The sequence below is a fragment of the Clostridium puniceum genome, assembly GCF_002006345.1.
Taxonomy (GTDB): domain Bacteria; phylum Bacillota; class Clostridia; order Clostridiales; family Clostridiaceae; genus Clostridium; species Clostridium puniceum.
Genome location: NZ_LZZM01000181.1, coordinates 1 through 22,170, shown reverse-complemented (window position 1 = coordinate 22,170; position 22,170 = coordinate 1). Strand labels below are relative to the sequence as shown.

The window sequence follows — 22,170 nt, the reverse complement described above, 5'->3', positions numbered from 1 at the left end:
GCATAAGAGTTAGCATTTGTTTTGATTTTACGATTATCAATTTCTATTTTATAAAAAGGAGCTGCAACAAAACTATATTAGTTTTGCAACAGCTCCTTTTTTAGTGATACAATTTACAAAGGAAATTGCATTTAAATTTTAACTGATAAATCTTAATGGAATTAGATCTTTTCTATCTTTAACATATTAGTTCCACCAGTATGAGTTGTTGGCATTCCAGCAGCAACTATTATGTCATCACCAGGATTAGTTATACCTAATTCATGTACTATGTTCTTAGCTTCAGTTAAGATTTGATCTGTAGTATTAAACATATCACATTTCATAGGACATATTCCGAAATTTAAATTTAATGTTCTTCTTACTTGGTCATAAGGTGTTATAGCTATGATTGGAGCTTTAACTCTATATCTTGAAAGAATTCTAGCAGTTGCGCCACTTTTTGTTGCAGCAACAATAGCTTTTGCATGTAACATATTTGCAGTTCTACAAGCTGAGTAGCTTATTGCAGATGCATAATCATTAAGAGATGGTTCTCTAAGTCTTGAAGTTAAATGATCATAATCTAAATACTCTTCAGCTTCTTGAGCTATTTTAGACATTGTTTTTGCAGCTTCTATAGGGAATAAACCAGAAGCACTTTCACCACTTAACATTATTGCATCAGTACCATCAAAAATAGCATTACAAATATCACTTGCTTCTGCTCTAGTTGGAAGTGAATTTCTAATCATTGAATCAAGCATTTGAGTTGCAGTTATTACAACTTTACCAGCTTCATTACATTTTTTTATAATTTGTTTTTGAATTATAGGAACTCTTTGAATTGGGATTTCAACACCCATATCTCCTCTGGCAACCATTACAGCGTCAGTTACTTCGATTATAGAATCCATATTATCTACGCCTTCTTGGTTTTCTATTTTAGCTATTACTTTTATATGTTCGCCATGATTTTCTTTTAAAACTTTTTTTACATCTAAAACATCACTAGCTTTTCTGATGAAAGAAGCAGCTATGAAGTCAACACCCATTTTGCATCCAAATTTTATATCTTCAATATCTTTTTCTGTGATTGATGGTAATTTAATAATTACATTAGGAACATTAACACCTTTATGGTTTTTAATTTCTCCGCCAACAATAACTGTTGTATGTATAGTTTTCCCATCAACACCAGTAACTTTAAATTTTAATAAACCGTCATCAACAAGAATTTTTCCGCCAACTTTTATGTCTTGATAAAGGACATCATATGAAATAGAACATCTTTTTTCATCACCAAGAATTTCTTCACCACAAATGAAATCAAAATTATCTCCGTCATTAAGAGTAACACCATCATTTACAAAGTTATGAGTTCTGATTTTTGGCCCTTTTATATCTAGGACTATAGCTGTTGCAGAATTCATTTCTTTACGTATACGTTGGATTAATTCAATTTTTTCTTTGTGTGATTCATGTGTACCATGAGAAAAGTTTAATCTTGCAGCACTCATTCCAATTTCAATAAACTTTCTTAAAGTTTCCTCATTATCACTTGCTGGACCAATAGTAAAAATCATTTTTGTTTTTTGCATATAGACACCTCACATTAAAATTTTATACATTATACTTATAGTGTGTAAAATAATAAATCATAAAATCATAAAAATATAAATAATATCATAGTATTTTATGATAAACTAAGAAAAAAGATATGTATAATGATATTTTATCACATAATTGGCGAAAGGAAGAGTAAAGTATGAAAAATTTAGAGGAAATTACAGAGGAAAGAATTTTTTATCATTTTAAGGAGATAAGCAAAATACCAAGAGGATCTGGGAATGAAAAGGAAATAAGTGATTATTTAATTACTTTTGGAAGAAATTTAGGGTTAGAATGTATTCAAGATGGTGCTTTAAATGTAATTATTAAAAAACCAGCATCAAAAGGATATGAAAATTCACCTGTAGTTATAATTCAAGGACATATGGATATGGTATGCGAAAAAAATAGTGACAAAATACACGATTTTACTAAGGATCCTATTAAATTAGTTGTTGATGGAGACTATATATATGCAGATAAAACTACACTTGGAGGAGACGATGGAATTGCAGTTGCTTATGCGATGGCAATCTTAGAAGATAATACTCTAGAGCATCCACCAATTGAAGTTTTAATAACCTCTGATGAAGAAGCTGGCATGAGTGGTGCAATGGCAATTCAGCCCAATTATCTTAGTGGAAAAATAGTTTTGAATATAGACTCAGAGGAAGAAGGAAAACTTTTAGTCAGCTGTGCAGGAGGAATTAGAACAAAATCTACTCTTCCTGTTGAATGGATTGATAAGAAATCTGAAACCAAGGAATATACGCTTGCAATAAGAGGGCTAAAGGGAGGACATTCTGGAACTGATATTCATTTAGAAAAAGGAAATTCTAATAAATTAATTGGAAGATTATTAAAAGAAATTACAAAGGAATTAGATTTTAATTTAGTTTCAATAAATGGTGGTTCAAAGAATAATGCTATTCCAAGAGAAGCAGAAGCAATCATATCAATTAATTTAAAGGATGAAAAGAAATTAATTGAATTAAAAACAAGAGTATGTGAAGAGTTAAAAAGAGAATTTGGTAAAAAAGATCCAGATTTAAAAGTATATCTATCAGATCCAGAAAGTAATGTAGAAAAGGTATTCTCTGATGATACTACATCTAAGGTAATTAACTTACTATATATGTATCCAAATGGTGTAAATACAATGAGTGCTGATATAGAAGGCTTAACAGAAAGTTCAACTAATCTTGGTGTAGTCACCACTAATGAAAATGATGTGGAATATGATAGCGCAGTAAGAAGTTCTGTATTGTCATTAAGAGAAGAAATAGTGGAAAGAAATAAATGCGTAACAGAAATTTTAGGCGGAACATTTACCACTAATGCAGGATATCCAGCATGGCCATACAGACAAGATTCAAAAATAAGAGATATATGTAAAGAAGTATATTCTAAAATGTATGGAAAAGAAGTTGAAATTGTTGCAATTCACGCTGGAGTTGAATGCGGAATTCTTGAAGAAAAATTAGGTAATTTAGATATGATAAGTTTTGGACCAGATATAATAGATATACACACTCCAAATGAACATCTAAATATATCATCTACTCGTAGATGCTTTGAATATTTGCTAGAAGTCCTTAAAGAAATAAGAGCCTAATAAAAAATGCACCTATAAAAAAAGTGTGAAGCACAAATAAGAATTTGATTAAATCTATAAAAAGAGTGTGAGCACGATTAGAAATTTATTAAGAATGCAAAACCTGAGTATAAATTAAAAATACTCAGGTTTATTTTTGTGATTTTAATTTGAAATTATTAAGACATTTGTTCTAAATAAGTAGATTACATATATTTAGTTATTGAACATATTTTTATCTAGAAAATTATTTAAAGGTTACATAAAATATTTGTTTTAATATCCAATGTCTACACAAACATTTGCAGTTGGATTTTATCATATTTCCATATAAAAAAATAAAAATAGACTAAATTGAGGGATTAGAGTCATATATAGTAGGCTAGAAAAAGAATAAAAATGTAAAATTAAATAAAATCATTGAGAAATAGAGAAATAGAGAAATATTGAGAAAAAGGAAGATATTTTAGTTAGAATAAAAATAAAAAAGTGTAAAAAATTTGACCAATATCCAACTTATTAATATACTAAGAACATATTGAAATTTTAAACGATGGTTTAAGCAAGAATGAAAATGTTTTCTAGATTAATTATAATTAGGTTATGGAGAGGAAATACATATGAGAAACAAAAAAAATATGCTTATAAAATGCATAGTTGGAGCTTTGGTTTTTACAGGAGCATGTCTTATTAATACTCAAAATGCTAAAGCTGATACTACACTTACACCTAATAAAGGAATTACACTTAAGACTAGTGAACTTAAAACGACAAAAGTAATTAAAGCACCTTCGGATGGACAAGAAACATTAGATAGTGGAAGCACTGATACAGCTTCAAGAGGTGCTATTAGTAAAGGAACACAAGTTGTTAATTACGCATATAAATTCTTGGGAAAACCATATGTTTATGGAGCAGCTGGGCCAAATGCCTTTGACTGTTCTGGATTAACACAATATGTATTCAGTAAATTTGGAATTAATCTATCTCGTACTACATATACTCAAGTAGGGGAAGGAACTAAAGTAAACAGAAGTGATTTAAAACCAGGAGATTTAGTTTTCTTCAATACACAAGGTTCAACAAGCCATGTTGGTATTTATATTGGAAATGGTGAATTTATTCATGCACCAAGAACAGGAAAGCCTGTAATGGTAAGTTCTTTATCAGATGGATATTATTCACAAAAATATGCAACAGCGAGAAGAATTGTTAAATAGAAAAATTAATACATAGATATATTTCAGTTGACAATTGATAACTAGAGATAAAAATCCTTTTGTGATTTCTTAAATTTAGCTATTAATAATGTAAAATTTAAAGTGCAATATATAACATATTATAGTTATTTATATTAAAGAATATATTTACATCCTTCTATTTATTTAGTAGGATGTTTTTTTATTACTTAAAAAATCTGTAAAGCAGATTCATAGAAGTGTATTTTATAGAATAAAATAATTAAAAAGGGGGTATACTATGAGATACACAAGATATGAATATGGAAAATCAAGTAAGATAAAATTTTTATTAAACATTGCAGTAGTTATTTCAATAACTATAGGCTTCGGCTTTTATATTAGCAATTTTATTTTTCAAGGAAAACAAATTGAAAATAATTCAAAAAATTCAAGTGAAATAAATAATGGAAGCCAAGAAGAAAATTTTATAGCATTACAATGTGGATATTATTCTAAAGAAGAAAATGCTAAAGAAATAATATCGTCTATATCTAAATACTGTGAGCCTTTTATAGTAGAAGATGAAGGTAAGTACAGAGTGTTGGCTGGGATATATAAAGAACAGGATGGAATTAAAAAAATACAAGAATTTAAAGCAAATAATATGGATGTTGCTAAAGTTAATTTAAATATTCAAAGTGATAAAAGTGAAATGAAAAAATTAACTGAAATAATAGATGGTTACTTAACAATTACAAATAAACTTCAAGAAAGTGAAGTGAAAAGTATAAAGACATCAGAATTTAAAACATGGGTCGATACAGTTATAAATGATGATAATATTAAATCTAAAAAAATAGAAGCTTTAAATAATTACGTAAAAGCTTTGCCAGAGGAATTGGATAAAACAAATAATGGTAAAAATATGCAAGAATTATACAAATTGCTTAAAAATTAAGATATACAAAAGAAATAACAAATAAATCATGCAAAGTATATTTGAGTAGTTATGAAGTTGTTTATTTAATTGTGGACTATTAAAATAGTATGCTGATAAAGTATTATAGAAAATGAAATAACAGGTTTGTTGATCATTTTTCTAAAGAAATAATCAATAATTATTACAACAAAATTACATTTGTATAAAAAAAGCTATAAGTTAATATAACAGACTTGTTTAAGAACATCTTAAATGATAAACTATATGGTATAGAAATGATTTATACACTTTACTGTCATTTCTATGCTTTTTTTAATTAATATTTTTTTAGTTAAAAATTAACATGTCTACAATGCATATTATTTGTCAATAATATACATTAGATTCTTTATTTTAGGATGTGAATAATATGAAAATAGTATTAGCGTCTGCTTCACAAAGAAGGCAAGAACTTCTATTTAGATTAGTCAAAGATTTTGATATAATAGTAAGTGACTTTGATGAAAGTAAGGTTCCTTTTGAGGGATCAATCGACAAATATGTTAAAGATGTAGCTTTAGGGAAGGCACTTGACGTTCAAAGAAAAATGAATGAGGATTCAATTATAATATCAGCAGACACTATAGTTACCTTAGAAGATAAGATTCTTGGAAAGCCAAAGGATGAAGAAGATGCGTTTAATATTATAAAATCACTTCAAGGAAGAATTCATTTAGTTTATTCTGGGATAGTGGTTATTAATACTGTTAAAGATGTGATAATTAAGGAAAGTTTAGCTACAGAAGTTAGTTTTTCTGAAATAAGTGATGATGAGATACACGAATACATAAAAACTGGTGAACCTTTAGATAAAGCGGGGGCTTATGGAATTCAAGGTATAGGTGGAATATTTGTTAAGGAAATAAAGGGATGTTACTATAATGTTGTAGGACTTCCATTAAACAAATTGAAATTTATGCTGGAAGAAGTACAATAATTTTGAGGGAATAAGAGAGTATCATATATGTGGAGGTAATAAACTTATGGATAGTAGCCTTAAAATTAAGGATATACCACAAAATGAAAGACCTAAAGAAAAATTATTAACTTATGGAGCTGAGAGTTTAAGTAATTCTGAATTATTAGCAATTATACTTAGAACTGGGACTCAAGGCGAAAATGTACTTCAATTAAGTGGAAGACTTTTATCAGAGTTAGAGGGATTAGATGGAATTTTAAGTGCAAGCTTTAATGATATAACATCTATAAAAGGCATAAAAGAAGGAAAAGCTTCTCAGATTTTAGCCTTATCAGAGCTTTTTAGAAGGTTTAAAACGCTAAAAGCAATGAAAAATGATGTTAAGATTAACTCTCCAAAGGACTTAGCAGATCTTCTCATGGGAGAAATGAATGAGTTAACTCAAGAAATTTTAAAGGTAGTATTACTAAGTACCAAAAATATAATTATCGGAACTAAGGATGTTTTTAAAGGCAGTTTAAATACTTCAATTGTTCATCCAAGAGAAATATTTAAGCAGGCAATTGATAAAAACAGTGCATCTATAATTATATGTCATAATCATCCATCAGGGGATCCAACGCCTAGTAAAGAAGACATAAACATTACATTAAGAATTAAAGAATGTGGAAATATAATAGGAATTAATTTAGTAGACCATATTATAGTAGGAAATAATAAATTTGTTAGCCTCAAAGAGAGAGGACTAATGTAAAATCGGAAGGGGAAAAAACGAATGGGATTTTTTGGATCAGGAAAAGATATGGGGATAGATTTAGGAACTGCAAATACCCTAGTATTTGTAAAAGGTAAAGGAATTGTTTTAAGAGAACCATCAGTTGTTGCAGTAAACACTATGACTAAAAAAACATTAGCAGTTGGATCAGAAGCCAAGCTTATGATAGGTAGAACTCCAGGAAATATAGTAGCAATAAGACCACTTAGAGATGGTGTAATAGCAGACTTTGATATAGCACAAACAATGCTGAAAAACTTAATAGAAAAGGTATCAACTAAGAATGCCTTTAAGAACCCAAGAATAATAGTTTGTTACCCATCAGGAATTACAGAAGTTGAAAAGAGAGCTATTGAAGAAGCAACAAAGCTTTCAGGAGCTAGAGATGTTATATTAATGGAAGAACCAATGGCAGCAGCAATTGGAGCAGGGCTTCCAGTAAGTGAACCAACAGGAAGTATGATAGTTGATATTGGCGGCGGTACTACAGAAGTAGCTGTTATTTCTTTAGGTGGTATAGTAACTAGTAAATCTATTAGAAAAGCAGGAGATGAATTAGATCAATCAATAATCTCTTATATAAAGAAAGAATTTAACTTGATGATTGGAGAAAGAACTGCTGAACAAGTAAAGATGGAAATTGGATCAGCATATCCAAGTGAAGAAGAAGAAAAGATAATGGAAATAAAGGGAAGAGACTTAATTTCAGGTCTTCCAAAGATTGTTGAAATTACAGAAACTCAAGTTAGAGATGCATTAAAGGAACCAGTATTTGCTATTATAGAATCAATTAAAACTACACTAGAAAAGACACCACCTGAGCTTTCAGCAGATATTATGGAAAAAGGAATAATGCTTGCTGGTGGAGGTGCTTATTTAAGAGGATTAGATGTATTAATAAACAAAGAAACGAACATGCCTGTACATATTGCAGAGGCACCTCTTGATTGTGTAGTACTTGGGGCAGGTAAGGCACTAGAAGATTTTGATAAAATTAGTAGAGATCAAAGAGGTTAGTAAATGAAGCTTCTTAGGAATAAACTGGCAGTAACTATTATAGTGCTGTCAGTTGGCTTTTTAGGGTTAATAGTTTATACTGTGAAGAAAGAAAATAGAAGTATTATTGAAAATGGTGCCGGTAGTACTCTAAATCCCTTGCAAAGTGTAATATATAATGGAACTAATAAAATTAAAGGAACATTAGATTTCTTCTTAAACTTTTCAGAAGTAAAAGCACAAAACAAAGAGTTAGTTAAGAAAAATCAAGAGCTCGAAAATGAATTGGCAGCTTATTCAGATTTAAAAGAAGAAAATGATAGATTAAGAGATGTATTAAAATTCGAGGAAGAAAGAAATAATTATGATTATATAGCATGTGACATTATATCACATAGCGGTGGAAACTTTTTAGATGGCTATGTAGTGAATAAAGGTAAAAATGACAATGTACAAAAAGGTATGATTGTTATAGCAGCTCAAGGCTTAGTGGGACAAGTAACCAGTGTAGGAAGTAATTGGAGTATAGTACAATCCTTGGTTAATGAAAATATAGCAGTAAGTGTTATGGTTCAAAGTACTAGAGATGCTACAGGGTATATAAAAGGATTTTCAGATAGTAAAAATAGAAACTTAGCTAAGGTATATGACCTTCCAATGGACTCAGAGGTTAAAGAAGGCGATGTAATAATGACATCTGGGGTAGGAATGCTTTATCCAAAGGAAATTAGAATTGGAGAAGTAATCTCAGTGGAAGAAGATAAAGTAAAGGTAATGAAAAGTGCAATTGTAAAGCCATATGTAGATTTTAATAAATTAGAGGAATTATTTATTGTCTCTCCAAAGGATACGAGAGAAATTAAATATAATTAGAGGGAAATAAATGGAGAAGTTAGTTATTATTTTAGTTTCTATAGCTTTACTTATATTAGATAATTCATTAATACCCTTTTTTTCAATAAGAGGTGTTTACCCTAGCTTATTATTTGTAACTGCTATTGCTTATTCTATAGTAAATAGAAAAGAGAAAGCTGTATTTGTAGGCGTTGTTAGTGGAATACTTCAAGATATTTTCTTTTTTAATGGCTTCGGAGTAAATTCTTTACTAAATTTATTATTATGCCTTTTAGCTAACTATATTGGAGTAGGAATAGTAAAAGAAAAGAAATTAATTCCTGTAATTTCAATTTTCATTATTACCATAATGAAGTATCTTGGAGTGTTCACAGTATTCTATTTAGCGGATATTGAAATACAATTTTCAAAAAGTATCATTATGGGAATATATAATAGTATAATAATGTTCTTTGTGTATAAAGTAGTGATGAATATTTATGATGATGAATATTCAAAGCGAAGATGGAGGTTTAAATGATAGTAAATAAACCAACAATTAAAAAGAAAAAGAAAATTTCAAGATATACTGTTTTATGCATTGTCATGGGTGTAATATTTACTATTATCACTTTTAGGTTATTGTATTTACAGGTATTTAGTTATGAAGAATACAAAGAAAGAGCTGACGTTACATCAACAAGATTTGTGGCAGAAAAGGCTCCAAGAGGAAAGATCTATGATCAAAACGGAAATATTTTAGCTACTAATAAGCAGACTTATACAATTACTTATACCAAAACAGATGAGGCAGATAAACAACTATATTCAACGATGAAACAACTTTTTAAGATATTAGATGAAAATGGAGAAAAGATTCAAGATACGCTGCCTTTAAAAATAGATAGTCAAAATAAAATATATTTACAATATAAAAGTGATAATAAAGAATCTCAAGACTATGAAGAATTAAGGTTTAAAAAGGATCGAGGCTTAAATGATATTTTAAAAAAGAAAGATGAAAATTTGAAAAATGTTGAACAGTTATCTGAAGAACAAAATGCACAACTGGATAAAGCTCTTTTAAAGATAAGTCCAGAAGATTCCTTTTATGAGTTGGTTAAAGCTTATAATTTAATTGAACTTATAGATCCAGACTATGCAAAGAAAGAGAAAAGCAAAATATATTCACCAATGTCAGATAAAGAATTAACAAATTTAATTCTAGAGCAAGGATATTCCCTAAATGACATTAGAAAATTTATGCTGGTAAAAGATGCTATAAAAATGCAGAGTTTTAAGGGATATCGTGCAGTAACTATTGCAGGAAATATTAAGAGAGAAACTTCTTTAATAGTTAGGCAAAAACTTTCAGATTTACCTGGAATAGATGTTAGTCTTACACCAATAAGAGAGTATCCATATAATAATTTAGCATCTTCAGTTTTAGGATATGTATCATCAATTGGTGATACACAAAAAGAAAAGTATGAACTTAAAGGCTATGATATTTCATCAGATTTAATTGGTACTATTGGTATAGAATCAGCTTTTGAAGAACAATTAGCTGGTGTTAAAGGTGGAACTACAATTAAAGTTAATTCGCAAGGAAGAATGACTCAAGAATTATTTAAACTTGAATCTTACCCTGGAAAGGATGTTCACCTTACAATAGATAGTGGTGTTCAATATGTATCTGAACAAGCTTTTGCTGATAGTCTTGAAAAAATAAGAAATACGCCAGAAGATGGATATAGATTTTTAAGCGCGACAAGAGGTGCTCTAGTTGCAGTTGAAGTCAAAACAGGAAGAATTTTATCTTTAGTAAGTTATCCGAATTATAATCCAAACTTGTTTACAGTTGCAGGACAATTAACAACGGAGGAAAATAATCAATACTTCAACCCGAATTTAGAAAAATTCGGAAAGGAATTTATACAAAAGATGGGATTAAATAAGACTGTAGATGAATTATTCCCCAAAAGTTCAGATGGAACTAGATCAGATAGCTTTGATCTATATCCGAAGCCTTTTTATAATTATGCTACTATGTCATTGATTCCTCCAGGTTCTACATTTAAGCCTCTTACAGCAGTTGCTGGAATAGAATCAGGAGCAATAGACTCAACTACAATGATAAATGACAGGGGAGACTATAATGTAGAACATCCTGAAATATATGGCACAAGCTTCCACGCAAAAGGATTAGAAGCACCCCAAGGATTAATAGGTCTGAGCACAGCAATACAAAAATCAATTAACTATTATTTTTACGATATAGCAACTAGAATACTTATACAACAAGGTGGTAAAAATAATATTGGAGCATTAGACTCTATTGCAAAATATGCATGGCAATTTGGATTGGGTGTTGATCCAAGCGGTAAAGAAAAAGGTGTAACCGGAATAGAAATAGGAGAAAATTTTGGGCAAACATATAACTTTAAATCGTGGAAAGACAATATTATTTCAATGGCAAGATTTAATTTAGTTGATGCTTTGGAAAAGGGAGAATATAATGGGAAAACATTCATCCCATTTGACTTTGGTTTTCATGATAATGATAATGAAAAAGTTGCAACTTCTAAACAAGCTATAAAGGAAAAAGTTGAGGCAGAATTAAAAAAGGTTGAGGTTGAACCATTAATGACCCATGATAATTTTGCTAAAGCCGTAAGAAGTGATATTAAGAATATAATGGATAATTCTGATATATATAAGAATAGAGTAGCTAGCTTAGAGAGTTTAGGTAAGAAAGTGAATTTAGATGCTCAAGTTTCAGCAGTAGCAGAAGCAATAGCTCAGTTTACAATTAATAATACGCCTGGAGATATGAAATCTCCAGCTCAACTTGTTTATGCATCAATAGGCCAAGGGATGAATAGTTTTACTCCAGTACAATTAGCATCCTATATTTCAACGATTGCTAATGGTGGAACAAGATATAAACTTCATTTGGTTGACAAGATTACAGATAATAATGGGAATTTAATACAAGAATTCAAACCAGAAGTATTAAATACAGTGAAAATTTCAGATAGTGCTCAAAAAGTAATTAAACAAGGGATGGTAGCTGTTAATGAGTCAGATGGAGGTACAGCAAGTACTACATTTGTAGGTTTTCCAATACAAACAGCAGGTAAAACTGGTACAGCCGACGTTAGAGAAGATCAAACAGATTTTGGAAGAAAGCCATATGCTGTTTATGCAGGGTATGCTCCTCAAGATGATCCGCAAATAGCTGTAGTTGCAGTAGCATTTGATGGAGGACATGGAACTAATATGGCACCAGTAATTAAATCAGTTTATGAGCAATATTTTAAGGATAAAATATTACAGCTGGATCCTAATTACGCTACAAAATCAGAATCATTTCAAAAATATGTTGTAAATAACCCTTTTAATAAAAAATAATACGTAAATAAATTTATGAATATCTCTATTAGTGTATAGTCTTGTGAAGTGATTATAAAACTATTAGAGATATTTTTTTATGTTAATGAAAGTATAAAACTTTGACCATTGAATGCGTGAAATGGAATTGAGTTAAGAAGATTAAGAATGATATTACAAGAAAAATGTATTATTGTTGTATTATATCGTGTTAGAAACGTAAATAAGAATCTTATCTAGTAGGACATTTATAATACTTTGATTTAGATATTATTAGATTAACGTGGATAAAAACATTAATTTATATCCGGTTATTACATCAGTGTGCATTTTGTTGGAAATGTTCGTACTACACATTGTATAAAATAAAAAGGCAGTAACTGAAGTTACCACCAATCTGTAATCTGAATATAATTAGTCTTGATCTAATGCATATCTCATTTTTGACCATGTTTTTTTACCGACTTTCCCATCAACTGGACTTAAGTTCCAATGCTTTTGGAAAGATTTTACAGCGGAACGTGTTTTGTCTCCAAAATATCCGTCTATATCTGTTTGAAATACTGTATTATTTAAATATCCTAAATTCCATAAAGCAGTTTGGACTCTTTTTACTGCTTCTCCTTCATCACCATATTCAATAACGCCACCACCATTTACAATATCACCTACAATGTCACTAGACCTATAAGCAGTCTTTGTTTCTGAATAGATAGCAGTAGAGACTTTGTTTTCAGAAGATGGTTTAGTTTTTGCAAAAACTGGAGTTGAAGAAAATATGACAGCAGATAAAACTCCTAAAGATAATATTCTGATTTTAAAATTTTTCATTTTTAAATTCCCCTTTATTTAAATTATCTGTAACCATTAAGCTACTTTTCAGTTATATATTTACATAGTATAAAATTAAAGTAAATATATTTGTCGTTAAATGAATAAAATTGTGAATAAAAAGCAAAAGAAGTATAAATATACTTTTAATGCTAAATTTTATTCGTTTTGCGAGAATAATATTTATTTTTTATAAAATGAGTGATATAATATTTGTTTTGTGTTATAGAATGTTATTTTAAAAACAAATGACTAAGATAGTGATATATGCTAATTAAGATTTTAAATTATCACAGGAGTTAAGATAGTTAAAGTAGAATATAATATCATATAAGGGATAATTAATAATATTATTAAAACTTAATTTATTGGAGGAACAAATGAAATATGAAAATATTATAAAAGGAAAATTTATAGAAAGACCAAACAGGTTTATTGCAAGAGTTGAGATTAATGGGAAAATAGAAATATGCCATGTTAAAAACACAGGAAGGTGCAGAGAATTATTAATTCCAGGTGTCACAGTATTTGTCGAAGAAAATGACAATCCAAAAAGAAAAACTAAATTTTCGCTTATAGGTGTTGTAAAAGATGAAAGATTAATAAATATGGATTCTCAAGTTCCCAATAAAGTTGTTCATGAATGGATACTTAAAGGAAATTTGTTTAAGGAGGTTACTTTAATAAAACCAGAAACTACATATAATAAATCTAGGTTTGATTTTTATGTTGAGACAAAAGCTAGAAAAGCATTTATAGAAGTAAAGGGTGTAACCTTGGAAGATAATAAGGTTGTAAGATTTCCAGATGCACCTAGTGAAAGAGCTGTTAAGCATATTAAGGAACTTTGTGCTTGTTTAAAAGAAGGTTACGATGCTTATATTATATTTGTAATACAAATGAAGAATGTCTTATATTTTGAGCCCAATGATGAAACACATAAGGAATTTGGAGATGCCTTAAGGGAAGCGAAAAAAGCAGGGGTAAATATAATTGCAGTTGATTGTGAGGTTAAAGAAGATAGTATTAATATAGTAGATAATGTTGAAGTCAGAGTGTAAGTTTTTTTGAGTTTTAATAAAATTAAATTGAAAATTATTGAAAGATATATACAAAAATAGTTGTTATAATGATATAATCGTAAAGAGGTTGCTATTTTAAAAAAGAATTCAGCCATTTTAACCTGCAAAATTTATTGGAGGTAGGGAATGTATAATAATGATGGTATTTTAATAAAAGGGAATAAAGATGGGATAAATACAACTATTAACATGAATAAGTTTGCTTGTTTTGAAGATATGCTTCTGTTGTTAGTAAAGAAACTTTCTAAGGGAAAGCATTTTTATAAAGGGACAACCTTAATTTTATCAATAGATTTAAAATCAATTAATAAGAAACAAGCTGAAACTTTAAAGCAAACCTTATTAACTGAAATACAATTAAAGGATATTGTTCTAGAAGATATAGAAAAAGAAGTAGATAAAGAGATTCAAAAAGAACCTAAAGTGTTTTCAGGGGTAAATGAGGGAAGAACTAAATTTATAAGGAAAACAGTTAGAGGTGGACAGTGTATTAAGTACCAAGGTAACATAGTTATTATTGGTGATATAAATAGTGGAGCGGAAGTTTATGCATCAGGAAATGTAATTGTTTTAGGACGCATAAGGGGAAAAGTAAGTGCAGGAACTAATGGAAATTCAAAAGCAGTTATTGCTGCATTTTTGTTGCAGCCAGAAATATTAAAGATTGCAAGCGTAATAGCTATGTCTCCAGATGATGTTGAAAAACCAAGTTATCCAGAATTAGCAAAGATTAAGGATGGGGCAATAATAGTTGAACCATATTTACCAAACAAATATATATATTAAAGTGTCGGAGGGATTTGTAAATGGGAGTATCTATTGTAATAACTTCAGGTAAAGGTGGTGTTGGTAAAACAACTACTACAGCTAATATAGGAACTGCTTTAGCTTCAATTGGAAAAAAGGTAGTTGTTATAGATGGTGATACGGGACTTAGAAATTTAGATGTATTACTTGGACTAGAAAACAGAATAGTATATACAATAATAGATGTCATAGAAGGAAGATGCAGGTTAAAGCAAGGTCTTATAAAAGATAAAAGATTGCCTAATCTTTGCCTTTTACCTACGGCACAAACAAAGGATAAGGATGATATAAGAGCACAAGACATGCTTAAAATTGTTAAAGAATTAAAGGAAGAATTTGACTATGTATTAATAGATTCTCCAGCAGGTATTGAGCAAGGTTTTGAAAATGCCGTTATAGGTGCAGATAAAGCAATTGTGGTTGTAAATCCTGAAATTACATCTGTTAGAGATGCAGATAGAGTAATTGGAAAGCTTGATGCAAAGGGTTTAGAAGATCACTCAGTAATCATTAACAGATTAAATTATCAAATGACTAAAAATGGTGATATGCTTGACGTATCTGATATTATAGAAACTCTTTCAATAGAATTATTAGGAGTTGTACCAGATGATAAAAATGTAACTGTTTCAACTAATAAAGGAGAACCTATCGTATTAGAAGACGGTGCATATGCAGGACAAGCATTTAAAAATATTGCAAGAAGAATTACAGGAGAAGAAGTTCCTTTAATGAATTTAGAAGTAGATAATAATCAAGGATTCTTTGGCTCCTTAAAGAAGCTATTTAAGCGCAATTAAGGGAGGATATAAAAATGGGTTTTTTTAAAAGTTTTAATAATAAACCAACGCCTAAAGAAGTTGCAAAAGATAGGTTAAAATTGATTCTTATACACGATAGAGGAGAAATTGCACCAGATGTTATAGAAAAAATAAGAGAAGAAATATTAGAAGTAATTTCTAAGTACATAGATATACAAGTAGAAGATGTTGAAATATCCGTGAATAGAAGCGACGATGAAGAAGGCGCAAATAATTCTGCATTAATAGCTAATATTCCTATTAAAAATATCAGAGGAAGATAATAACAGGTAATCATAAGAACCATTCATATAAGCCGATTGTATTAGGCTTTGTGGATGGTTTTTTAGCTAACTAGAATTCTTTATGCATTTTTTTATAAGAAACCATTTTATAATATCTATTATACATTTATTTTAAGGCATATATAATATTAAATTTTCTAAAAATATATAGGATTTATTAAAGTATAATTTTTAATTATTACAAAATTATTATGATTTATTAGATGAGCATAATTATTATGGAGAATGGAGTAATAATAAGGTATAATTGTAAGGGATGAAATTATTCAAAAATATATTTTAACTTAAAATTATGATATAAACACTTAACTTGGAGGTGAAATATTGTTTAAACAATTCAAATTGGATTCTAGATTAATTAAAGAAATTGACAAGACTGCATTAGTTTCTTTAATTCTTTTGATTTTATATGGTACACTAAATATATATCTTTGTACAAAAGGGATGGACAATGGATTATCCTTTGTAAAAAAGCAAGCTATTGCTTTTGGATTATCTATGGTTGCATTGTATTTTTTAATGGCAGTTGATTACAAAATAATATATGAGTATGTACCTATATTTTATTGGGGCTCAGTAGTTCTTCTAATACTTGCTAAAATTCCTGGGATAGGTATGGTTGTTAATGGTGCAAGAGGATGGATTGGTGTTGGTTCATTTCAGATTCAACCAGCTGAATTTGCTAAAATAGGAATTATTCTAATGCTTGCCAAACAGTTAGAAGAAATGGAAGGCAAGATTAATGATGTTAAAAACTTTTTTATCTTAGCTTTTTATGCAGCTGTACCAGTTGTATTTATTGTAACTCAACCTGATATGGGAATGAGTATGGTATGCTTTTTCATAGTTCTTGGAATTTTTTTCACTATAGGATTAGACATGAGGATTATTGGTGGAGGTTTAGCTACATTAGTTCTTTTAATAGCTATAGTTTGGAATTCAGGAATCATAGAACCTTATCAAAAAGCAAGATTTGCAGGATTTTTAAATCCAGAGGCAGATAATGCTAATACTTATCATTTAACTCAATCTGAAATTGCAATTGGTTCAGGTGGACTTTTAGGAAGCAGACCATCTTTAGATAATAATAATAAAGATACAAGCTATTCTGCACAAAATGTCCCAGAAGTTAGAACAGATTTCATTTTTTCAGCAATAGCAGATCAATGGGGTTTTGTAGGTGCCATTTTGCTATTAACTATGTATGGATTTTTGATTTATAAAATGATCTCAATAGGGAGAACGGCCAAAGATATATTTGGTTCTGTTATATGCGTTGGTATAGTTTCATATTTCTTATTTGCAATATTCCAAAACATAGGAATGACAATAGGATTAATGCCTATTACGGGAATAACACTGCCTCTTATAAGTTATGGTGGAAGCTCGCTGCTTACAACTGTAATTTCCGTAGGGTTAGTAATAAATGTAGGAATGAGAAGAAAGAAAATACATTTTTAAATCGTCAATAGTGAAGGAGAAAATTCTAAAGGAATTTTCTCCTTCATATTTCGTTATTATAGATGTTCTAATTTTATATTCATATTTTTATCTTCTATTAAATATAATTAGATGATAATAAATTTAAAGGAGTATAGTATGAGCAGCTATAGATCAGCTTATGAAAATTATTATAAGAATATAAATAAAGTGGCGAAAGGCACAAATAATAAATATTTAACTAAAGATAAGAAAGTTGATAATTCTATCAGCTCAAAATATGGGATTAATTTAAGATCAAAAGATACAATTATAGAAACTTTAATTAAAAGAGTAATTATAGAATTAACAGGTGCTACAATCTTATTATTATTTTTCACTGGATTAAAATATATTCCAGTAGCTCAAATTAATGAATTACATATTAGATGTAAACAGACCTTAGAGCAAGATTTTAATTATAATGGAGCCATAGATGCTTTTAATGGAATGTACATAGGAAATATACAAGGGAAGGACCTAAGAATAGGCAATTTTACTGCAGACGATTTAAAAATAGAAAATTTAAAGTTGAAAGCAGTGAATTTTATGCAATATATAAGGGATAATAGCAATTCAAATTAAGCGTGTGCAGATATACTGTTCTAGCAATATTATAGGGGTTGGAAATGAAAAAATGGTATATGGTATTGATTGTAGAATTATCAATATTAATGTGGCTTGGTGATTTTAAAAGCGATGTTCTTGTTAGCTTTCTATGGGTAATACTACATGAATTTGCACATATAATAATTGCAAGTAACTTTGGGTGCAAATTTAATAATTTAAACATTAGTATATTAGGTGCAAAGGCTGAATTAAGCAATATTGATGAATTAACTGAAAAGAGAAAATTAATGGTATATTTAGCAGGACCATTATTTAATATTTTTATAACTGTCATTATGTGTTTTCTTTATAATTATTTTAAAGTGCAATTTATAAAAAGCAGTATAATGATTAATTTATGTTTAGGTATTTTTAACTTGCTGCCAGCATATCCCTTGGATGGATCAAGAATATGTGAAATATTATTGTCAAAAAGATTTTTATATAAAAAATCAAAGAAAATTACAGAAATTTTTAGTTTTATTATTTCAGGGGTATTATTCTTGGGATTTAGTATAATGCTATTATTACATAAGGTAAATATAAGTTTATTTCTTGCAGCCATATTAATAACATATACAACATTTTTAGAAAGAGAAAAAACTATGTATATAATAATGGGGGATATGTTTAATAAGGTAAGAAAGCTAAAGAAACATAATTACATAGAAAACAAGGCCATTTCTGTGTATTACAAAAAGGGTTTAGTTAATGTATTAACTTTAGTTGATAAAAATAAATTTAATAGTTTTTATATACTCAATGAAGATATGGAGCTACTTGGAATAATTAATGAGGATGAGCTTATAAAGGCACTAAAATACTATGGAAATATATCATTGGAAAAATATATGGAAGTACGGAAAAATGATAAAAATAAATAGAATATATATAGCCAATTTAATAGGATTAAAAAATGGAATTAATACTTGTTTTAGCAAGTATAATTCCATTTTATTTATATGTTTTAATTTATATATGTTCTAAAAAATTTTGTTCATTAAGATTTAATTTCTATATTAGAGTAATTGGATAAGACAACCAACTAAATTATGAACTTTCTTAATTAGAACTTATATATTTTACATTATATATTGCCTTTTATTAATTTATTTATCATTTATTGATTTTAAGGGCCATAAATGGTTTTTGTTTAGATTATGTATTTATGCATGTTTTCGTTATTTAAAAATTCTATATAAAATAAAATATAAAAAAATTTTTTAAAGTGCAAAATTTTAAATCTATGAATCGTATTAATATTGAAATAAGATTTAAATCTTAAAAATAATCTCAAGACATTATATTATTAACATTGTAAAATATAGATAAGGAGATAATGAAAGGAAGCGTGTAAATTTATGAAGAAGAAAGGGTTTCTTACTAGAATACTAATGGTTTGTTTGTTCTTATTCACTATATGTGTACCAGCCTTTGGAGCAGAAGAAGATAGTAAAGGTCTTGAACAGGCAATCGTAGATGCAAAGAAAATTATAAAGGTTCCAGACAAATATAGTGAGTTCACACATTATTCAAGTGAGCGTGAAACGATTAATGGTAAAGTTAGAGTTTGGAACCTTAGTTGGTCAGAAAAGGAGGGGAATCATGGAGTTGTATCTGCATCTGTGGGAGAAAATGGTTTTTTATATGAGTATAATAAACATGATGGAGATGAAGATAAAAAAGGCTTAGCTAGAATTACAAAAGATGTGGCAAAAGCTACAGCTGAGGAGTTTTTAAGCAAAGCTATGATAGCAGATGCAAGCCAAATGAAAAATGTTGATGAAGATTCTAATAGTTATTCTAATCAAGAATATAATTTTGCTTATCAAAAATTTGTAAATGGAATTCCTGTTAATTTTGTTACTGTGAACATTGGTGTAAACAAGTATACTGGAGAAGTTACTTCTTTCTCAGGAAACAACCTAGAAGGTAAAGGAATGGAATACCCAAGTGTAGATAAAACAATTGAAGCTGCAGTAGCAGAAAAAGCATATATAGAAAAGCTTGGTGTTAATTTAAAATATTATTCATATTATGATTATAAGGAAAAGAAAATGAATGTATTTGCAGGATATTCAACACATGATAATATGAGTCAAGCTATAGATGCAAAAACAGGAGAACCAGTAACGCTTTATAGTGAAAATAAGTTATATAATGACATGAAAGATTCTGCAAGTGGAATCAGTGCACAAAGCAGTTTAACTAGGATGAATCAAGAATTAACTAAGGAGGAAACAGAAGCAGTTAAAAATGTTTCAGGACTTATTTCAAAGGAAAAAGCAGAAAGTATTCTTAGAGGGGCAACAGACATAATAACTTCAGATAAGAAATTTAAGGAAGCAAGTTTAAATAAGAATTATATAAATGATGGATATGCATGGAATATTTCATTTGATAATGCCTACGGTGAAGTAGATGCAAATACTGGAGAAGTACTTTCTTTACACTGCTATGATTATGACAATCTTTCAAACAAAACTGTTTCAAAGGCAGATGCAAAAATTTTAGCAGAAAACTTTTTAAAGACAATTGCTCCTAATAAATTTGCTCAAACAAAATATAAAGAAATTGAAAATAAAGTTTTTAAAATTGCAATTACAGAAGAAAGTAACGTTTTATCTTTAAACTTTGTTCGTCAAGTGAATGGAATTGAATTTACAAACAATTCATTATATGTTCAAGTTGATACGACTAAAGGAAAAATTGTTGGATACACTAATACCTGGTATAACAATATTACATTCCCAGATGTTAGCCAAGCAATGACTAAAGAATCTGCCTTTAATAAATTTAAAGAATTAAAAACCTTTGGAATGCAATATGTTATGATAGATAAATCAAAAACAGGATTAGTTTATAATTTTAAGAATTTAGATGAAAATTATATTATTGATCCAATAAGCGGTAAGAGATTAGATTATACAGGACAAGTATATAAGGAGAATAAATTACCAGAGTATACAGATATAAGTGGACAATGGTGTGAAAAGATAGTAAAAGAACTTTTAGAGAATGGATATTATATTGAAGGCGATAAATTTAATCCTAATATGAATATTTCTCAAATTAATTTTCTAAAATATCTTTATTCACCAATGCAAAACAATTATACTGATGATGAATTTTATGATATGCTTATTCAAAATGGAGTTGTTAAAAAAGAAGAAAAAGCTCCCAATTCACTTGTTTCAAATCAAGAAGCAGCAAAGCTTATTATAAGATATTTAGGATATGACCAAATAGCAATACATCCAGAAGTATTTATTAATCCTTTTAAAGATAATGTAGATGAAAAATATAAAGGATATGCGGCAATGGCCTATGCACTTAACCTTAATAAAGGTGATAAAAGCGGAAACTTTAATGGAAGCCGCAGTATAAGCAATGGGGAAGCTGCTATGATTATTTACAATTTAATTAAAAATATCAAAGTTTCATAAAGCTTTTTATTAGCCTCAATAAATTTAGGCTAATAGGTAAATCTAAAGTAAAATAATTAAGATAAAAAGCTTAGTTAAGAAGTTAAAGATAATAGCAAACTAAGTTAATATATAGGATAAATTTTTAAGGATTTATCCTATATATTTTTGTATTTTGAATAAAAGATTTATATAAAATAGTGTGTAAAGAAAAAAATATAATATAAAGTTAGAAAAATTGTTGCTTTCTTTAAAGTTATGTTATATAATAATTAATGTCTTAGGGGTATGGCTCAACGGTAGAGTAGTGGTCTCCAAAACCATTGGTTCTGGGTTCAAATCCTAGTGCCCCTGCCATTAAGGTCGTAGTACGTTGTACTACGGCTTTTTTATTTTTTAGACCAGTTATATAAAAAAATAAAAAATTTTAAAATTATTTTTTTTAAAAAAGGTATGCTTAATAAACCATTATTATTTTACGAATAATGGACAAGATTAAGGTGAAAATTATACACTAAATTACTATTTGTAAATGTCTTTCTAAATATAGCTTTTTATGAGTTTCAGGTAG

General features: G+C 28.7%; 19 protein-coding genes and 1 tRNA gene. 18 read left to right on the top strand and 2 right to left on the bottom strand.

The window, feature by feature from the left end; all coding sequences use genetic code 11:
• Nucleotides 1–161: 161 nt before the first annotated feature.
• A complete protein-coding gene (gene pyk, locus CLPUN_RS15505) occupies nt 162–1,580 on the bottom strand; it encodes a pyruvate kinase (RefSeq protein WP_077848159.1) in 1,419 nt (472 codons plus the stop codon).
• 167 nt (nt 1,581–1,747) lie between these two features.
• Here pyk and CLPUN_RS15500 point away from each other — a divergent pair, with 167 nt between their 5' ends.
• The 9 genes from CLPUN_RS15500 (at nt 1,748) to CLPUN_RS15460 (ending at nt 12,282) form a co-directional block, all read left to right on the top strand.
• Nucleotides 1,748–3,205: an aminoacyl-histidine dipeptidase gene (locus CLPUN_RS15500; RefSeq protein WP_077848158.1), complete on the top strand. Its 1,458-nt coding sequence runs from the start codon at nt 1,748–1,750 to the stop codon at nt 3,203–3,205.
• A 599-nt stretch (nt 3,206–3,804) separates the two neighbouring features.
• A complete protein-coding gene (locus CLPUN_RS15495) occupies nt 3,805–4,404 on the top strand; it encodes a C40 family peptidase (RefSeq protein WP_077848157.1) in 600 nt (199 codons plus the stop codon).
• 259 nt (nt 4,405–4,663) lie between these two features.
• Nucleotides 4,664–5,323, top strand: a complete 660-nt coding sequence (locus CLPUN_RS15490) for an SPOR domain-containing protein (RefSeq protein ID WP_077848156.1) — start codon at nt 4,664–4,666, stop codon at nt 5,321–5,323.
• A 391-nt stretch (nt 5,324–5,714) separates the two neighbouring features.
• Complete coding sequence (locus CLPUN_RS15485) at nt 5,715–6,281, top strand: Maf-like protein (RefSeq protein ID WP_077848155.1); 567 nt, start codon at nt 5,715–5,717, stop codon at nt 6,279–6,281.
• 46 nt (nt 6,282–6,327) lie between these two features.
• Nucleotides 6,328–7,017: a RadC family protein gene (gene radC, locus CLPUN_RS15480; protein ID WP_077848154.1), complete on the top strand. Its 690-nt coding sequence runs from the start codon at nt 6,328–6,330 to the stop codon at nt 7,015–7,017.
• 21 nt (nt 7,018–7,038) lie between these two features.
• Nucleotides 7,039–8,055 (top strand): rod shape-determining protein, encoded by a 1,017-nt coding sequence (locus CLPUN_RS15475; protein ID WP_077848153.1) that lies wholly within the window; start codon nt 7,039–7,041, stop codon nt 8,053–8,055.
• A gap of 3 nt (nt 8,056–8,058) precedes the next feature.
• A complete protein-coding gene (gene mreC, locus CLPUN_RS15470) occupies nt 8,059–8,907 on the top strand; it encodes a rod shape-determining protein MreC (RefSeq protein ID WP_077848152.1) in 849 nt (282 codons plus the stop codon).
• A 10-nt stretch (nt 8,908–8,917) separates the two neighbouring features.
• Complete coding sequence (gene mreD, locus CLPUN_RS15465) at nt 8,918–9,409, top strand: rod shape-determining protein MreD (RefSeq protein ID WP_077848151.1); 492 nt, start codon at nt 8,918–8,920, stop codon at nt 9,407–9,409.
• The gene (locus CLPUN_RS15460) at nt 9,406–12,282 is read left to right on the top strand and encodes a penicillin-binding transpeptidase domain-containing protein (protein ID WP_077848150.1); all 2,877 of its coding nucleotides are present in this window, start codon (nt 9,406–9,408) and stop codon (nt 12,280–12,282) included. The genes mreD and CLPUN_RS15460 overlap by 4 nt, the downstream gene beginning before the upstream one ends.
• Nucleotides 12,283–12,675: 393 nt before the next feature.
• Here the strand turns inward: CLPUN_RS15460 and CLPUN_RS15455 are convergent, their stop codons facing one another.
• Nucleotides 12,676–13,092: a peptidoglycan-binding domain-containing protein gene (locus CLPUN_RS15455; RefSeq protein WP_077848149.1), complete on the bottom strand. Its 417-nt coding sequence runs from the start codon at nt 13,090–13,092 to the stop codon at nt 12,676–12,678.
• 380 nt (nt 13,093–13,472) lie between these two features.
• On the opposite strand from CLPUN_RS15455, the gene sfsA reads away from it, so the two are divergent.
• From sfsA to CLPUN_RS15410, 9 genes are all read left to right on the top strand, one after another.
• Nucleotides 13,473–14,153 (top strand): DNA/RNA nuclease SfsA, encoded by a 681-nt coding sequence (gene sfsA / locus CLPUN_RS15450; protein ID WP_077848148.1) that lies wholly within the window; start codon nt 13,473–13,475, stop codon nt 14,151–14,153.
• 147 nt (nt 14,154–14,300) lie between these two features.
• A complete protein-coding gene (minC, locus tag CLPUN_RS15445) occupies nt 14,301–14,960 on the top strand; it encodes a septum site-determining protein MinC (protein WP_077848147.1) in 660 nt (219 codons plus the stop codon).
• A gap of 20 nt (nt 14,961–14,980) precedes the next feature.
• Nucleotides 14,981–15,781 (top strand): septum site-determining protein MinD, encoded by an 801-nt coding sequence (minD, locus tag CLPUN_RS15440; RefSeq protein WP_077848146.1) that lies wholly within the window; start codon nt 14,981–14,983, stop codon nt 15,779–15,781.
• A 14-nt stretch (nt 15,782–15,795) separates the two neighbouring features.
• Nucleotides 15,796–16,065 (top strand): cell division topological specificity factor MinE, encoded by a 270-nt coding sequence (minE, locus tag CLPUN_RS15435; protein WP_077848145.1) that lies wholly within the window; start codon nt 15,796–15,798, stop codon nt 16,063–16,065.
• Nucleotides 16,066–16,410: 345 nt separating this feature from the next.
• Nucleotides 16,411–17,547 (top strand): rod shape-determining protein RodA, encoded by a 1,137-nt coding sequence (gene rodA, locus CLPUN_RS15430; RefSeq protein ID WP_077848144.1) that lies wholly within the window; start codon nt 16,411–16,413, stop codon nt 17,545–17,547.
• Nucleotides 17,548–17,685: 138 nt separating this feature from the next.
• Nucleotides 17,686–18,150 (top strand): hypothetical protein, encoded by a 465-nt coding sequence (locus CLPUN_RS15425; protein WP_077848143.1) that lies wholly within the window; start codon nt 17,686–17,688, stop codon nt 18,148–18,150.
• A gap of 44 nt (nt 18,151–18,194) precedes the next feature.
• Entirely contained in the window at nt 18,195–19,058 is an 864-nt protein-coding gene (locus tag CLPUN_RS15420) for a M50 family metallopeptidase (RefSeq protein ID WP_077848142.1), read from the top strand.
• A 477-nt stretch (nt 19,059–19,535) separates the two neighbouring features.
• A complete protein-coding gene (locus CLPUN_RS15415; protein ID WP_077848141.1) occupies nt 19,536–21,620 on the top strand; it encodes a YcdB/YcdC domain-containing protein in 2,085 nt (694 codons plus the stop codon).
• Nucleotides 21,621–21,881: 261 nt separating this feature from the next.
• Nucleotides 21,882–21,956: transfer RNA gene (locus CLPUN_RS15410), tRNA-Trp, on the top strand.
• Nucleotides 21,957–22,170: the final 214 nt, after the last annotated feature.

What these genes read in the sequence shown, in the direction of transcription:
- CLPUN_RS15490 (WP_077848156.1), top strand. Translation starts at nt 4,664, where the DNA reads ATGAGATACACAAGATATGAATATGGAAAATCAAGTAAGATAAAATTT.
- CLPUN_RS15415 (WP_077848141.1), top strand. Translation starts at nt 19,536, where the DNA reads ATGAAGAAGAAAGGGTTTCTTACTAGAATACTAATGGTTTGTTTGTTC.
- minE (WP_077848145.1), top strand. Translation starts at nt 15,796, where the DNA reads ATGGGTTTTTTTAAAAGTTTTAATAATAAACCAACGCCTAAAGAAGTT.
- CLPUN_RS15475 (WP_077848153.1), top strand. Translation starts at nt 7,039, where the DNA reads ATGGGATTTTTTGGATCAGGAAAAGATATGGGGATAGATTTAGGAACT.
- sfsA (WP_077848148.1), top strand. Translation starts at nt 13,473, where the DNA reads ATGAAATATGAAAATATTATAAAAGGAAAATTTATAGAAAGACCAAAC.
- minC (WP_077848147.1), top strand. Translation starts at nt 14,301, where the DNA reads ATGTATAATAATGATGGTATTTTAATAAAAGGGAATAAAGATGGGATA.
- CLPUN_RS15485 (WP_077848155.1), top strand. Translation starts at nt 5,715, where the DNA reads ATGAAAATAGTATTAGCGTCTGCTTCACAAAGAAGGCAAGAACTTCTA.
- CLPUN_RS15425 (WP_077848143.1), top strand. Translation starts at nt 17,686, where the DNA reads ATGAGCAGCTATAGATCAGCTTATGAAAATTATTATAAGAATATAAAT.
- mreD (WP_077848151.1), top strand. Translation starts at nt 8,918, where the DNA reads ATGGAGAAGTTAGTTATTATTTTAGTTTCTATAGCTTTACTTATATTA.
- CLPUN_RS15455 (WP_077848149.1), bottom strand. Translation starts at nt 13,092, where the DNA reads ATGAAAAATTTTAAAATCAGAATATTATCTTTAGGAGTTTTATCTGCT.
- CLPUN_RS15420 (WP_077848142.1), top strand. Translation starts at nt 18,195, where the DNA reads ATGAAAAAATGGTATATGGTATTGATTGTAGAATTATCAATATTAATG.
- mreC (WP_077848152.1), top strand. Translation starts at nt 8,059, where the DNA reads ATGAAGCTTCTTAGGAATAAACTGGCAGTAACTATTATAGTGCTGTCA.
- radC (WP_077848154.1), top strand. Translation starts at nt 6,328, where the DNA reads ATGGATAGTAGCCTTAAAATTAAGGATATACCACAAAATGAAAGACCT.
- CLPUN_RS15500 (WP_077848158.1), top strand. Translation starts at nt 1,748, where the DNA reads ATGAAAAATTTAGAGGAAATTACAGAGGAAAGAATTTTTTATCATTTT.
- CLPUN_RS15495 (WP_077848157.1), top strand. Translation starts at nt 3,805, where the DNA reads ATGAGAAACAAAAAAAATATGCTTATAAAATGCATAGTTGGAGCTTTG.
- minD (WP_077848146.1), top strand. Translation starts at nt 14,981, where the DNA reads ATGGGAGTATCTATTGTAATAACTTCAGGTAAAGGTGGTGTTGGTAAA.
- CLPUN_RS15460 (WP_077848150.1), top strand. Translation starts at nt 9,406, where the DNA reads ATGATAGTAAATAAACCAACAATTAAAAAGAAAAAGAAAATTTCAAGA.
- pyk (WP_077848159.1), bottom strand. Translation starts at nt 1,580, where the DNA reads ATGCAAAAAACAAAAATGATTTTTACTATTGGTCCAGCAAGTGATAAT.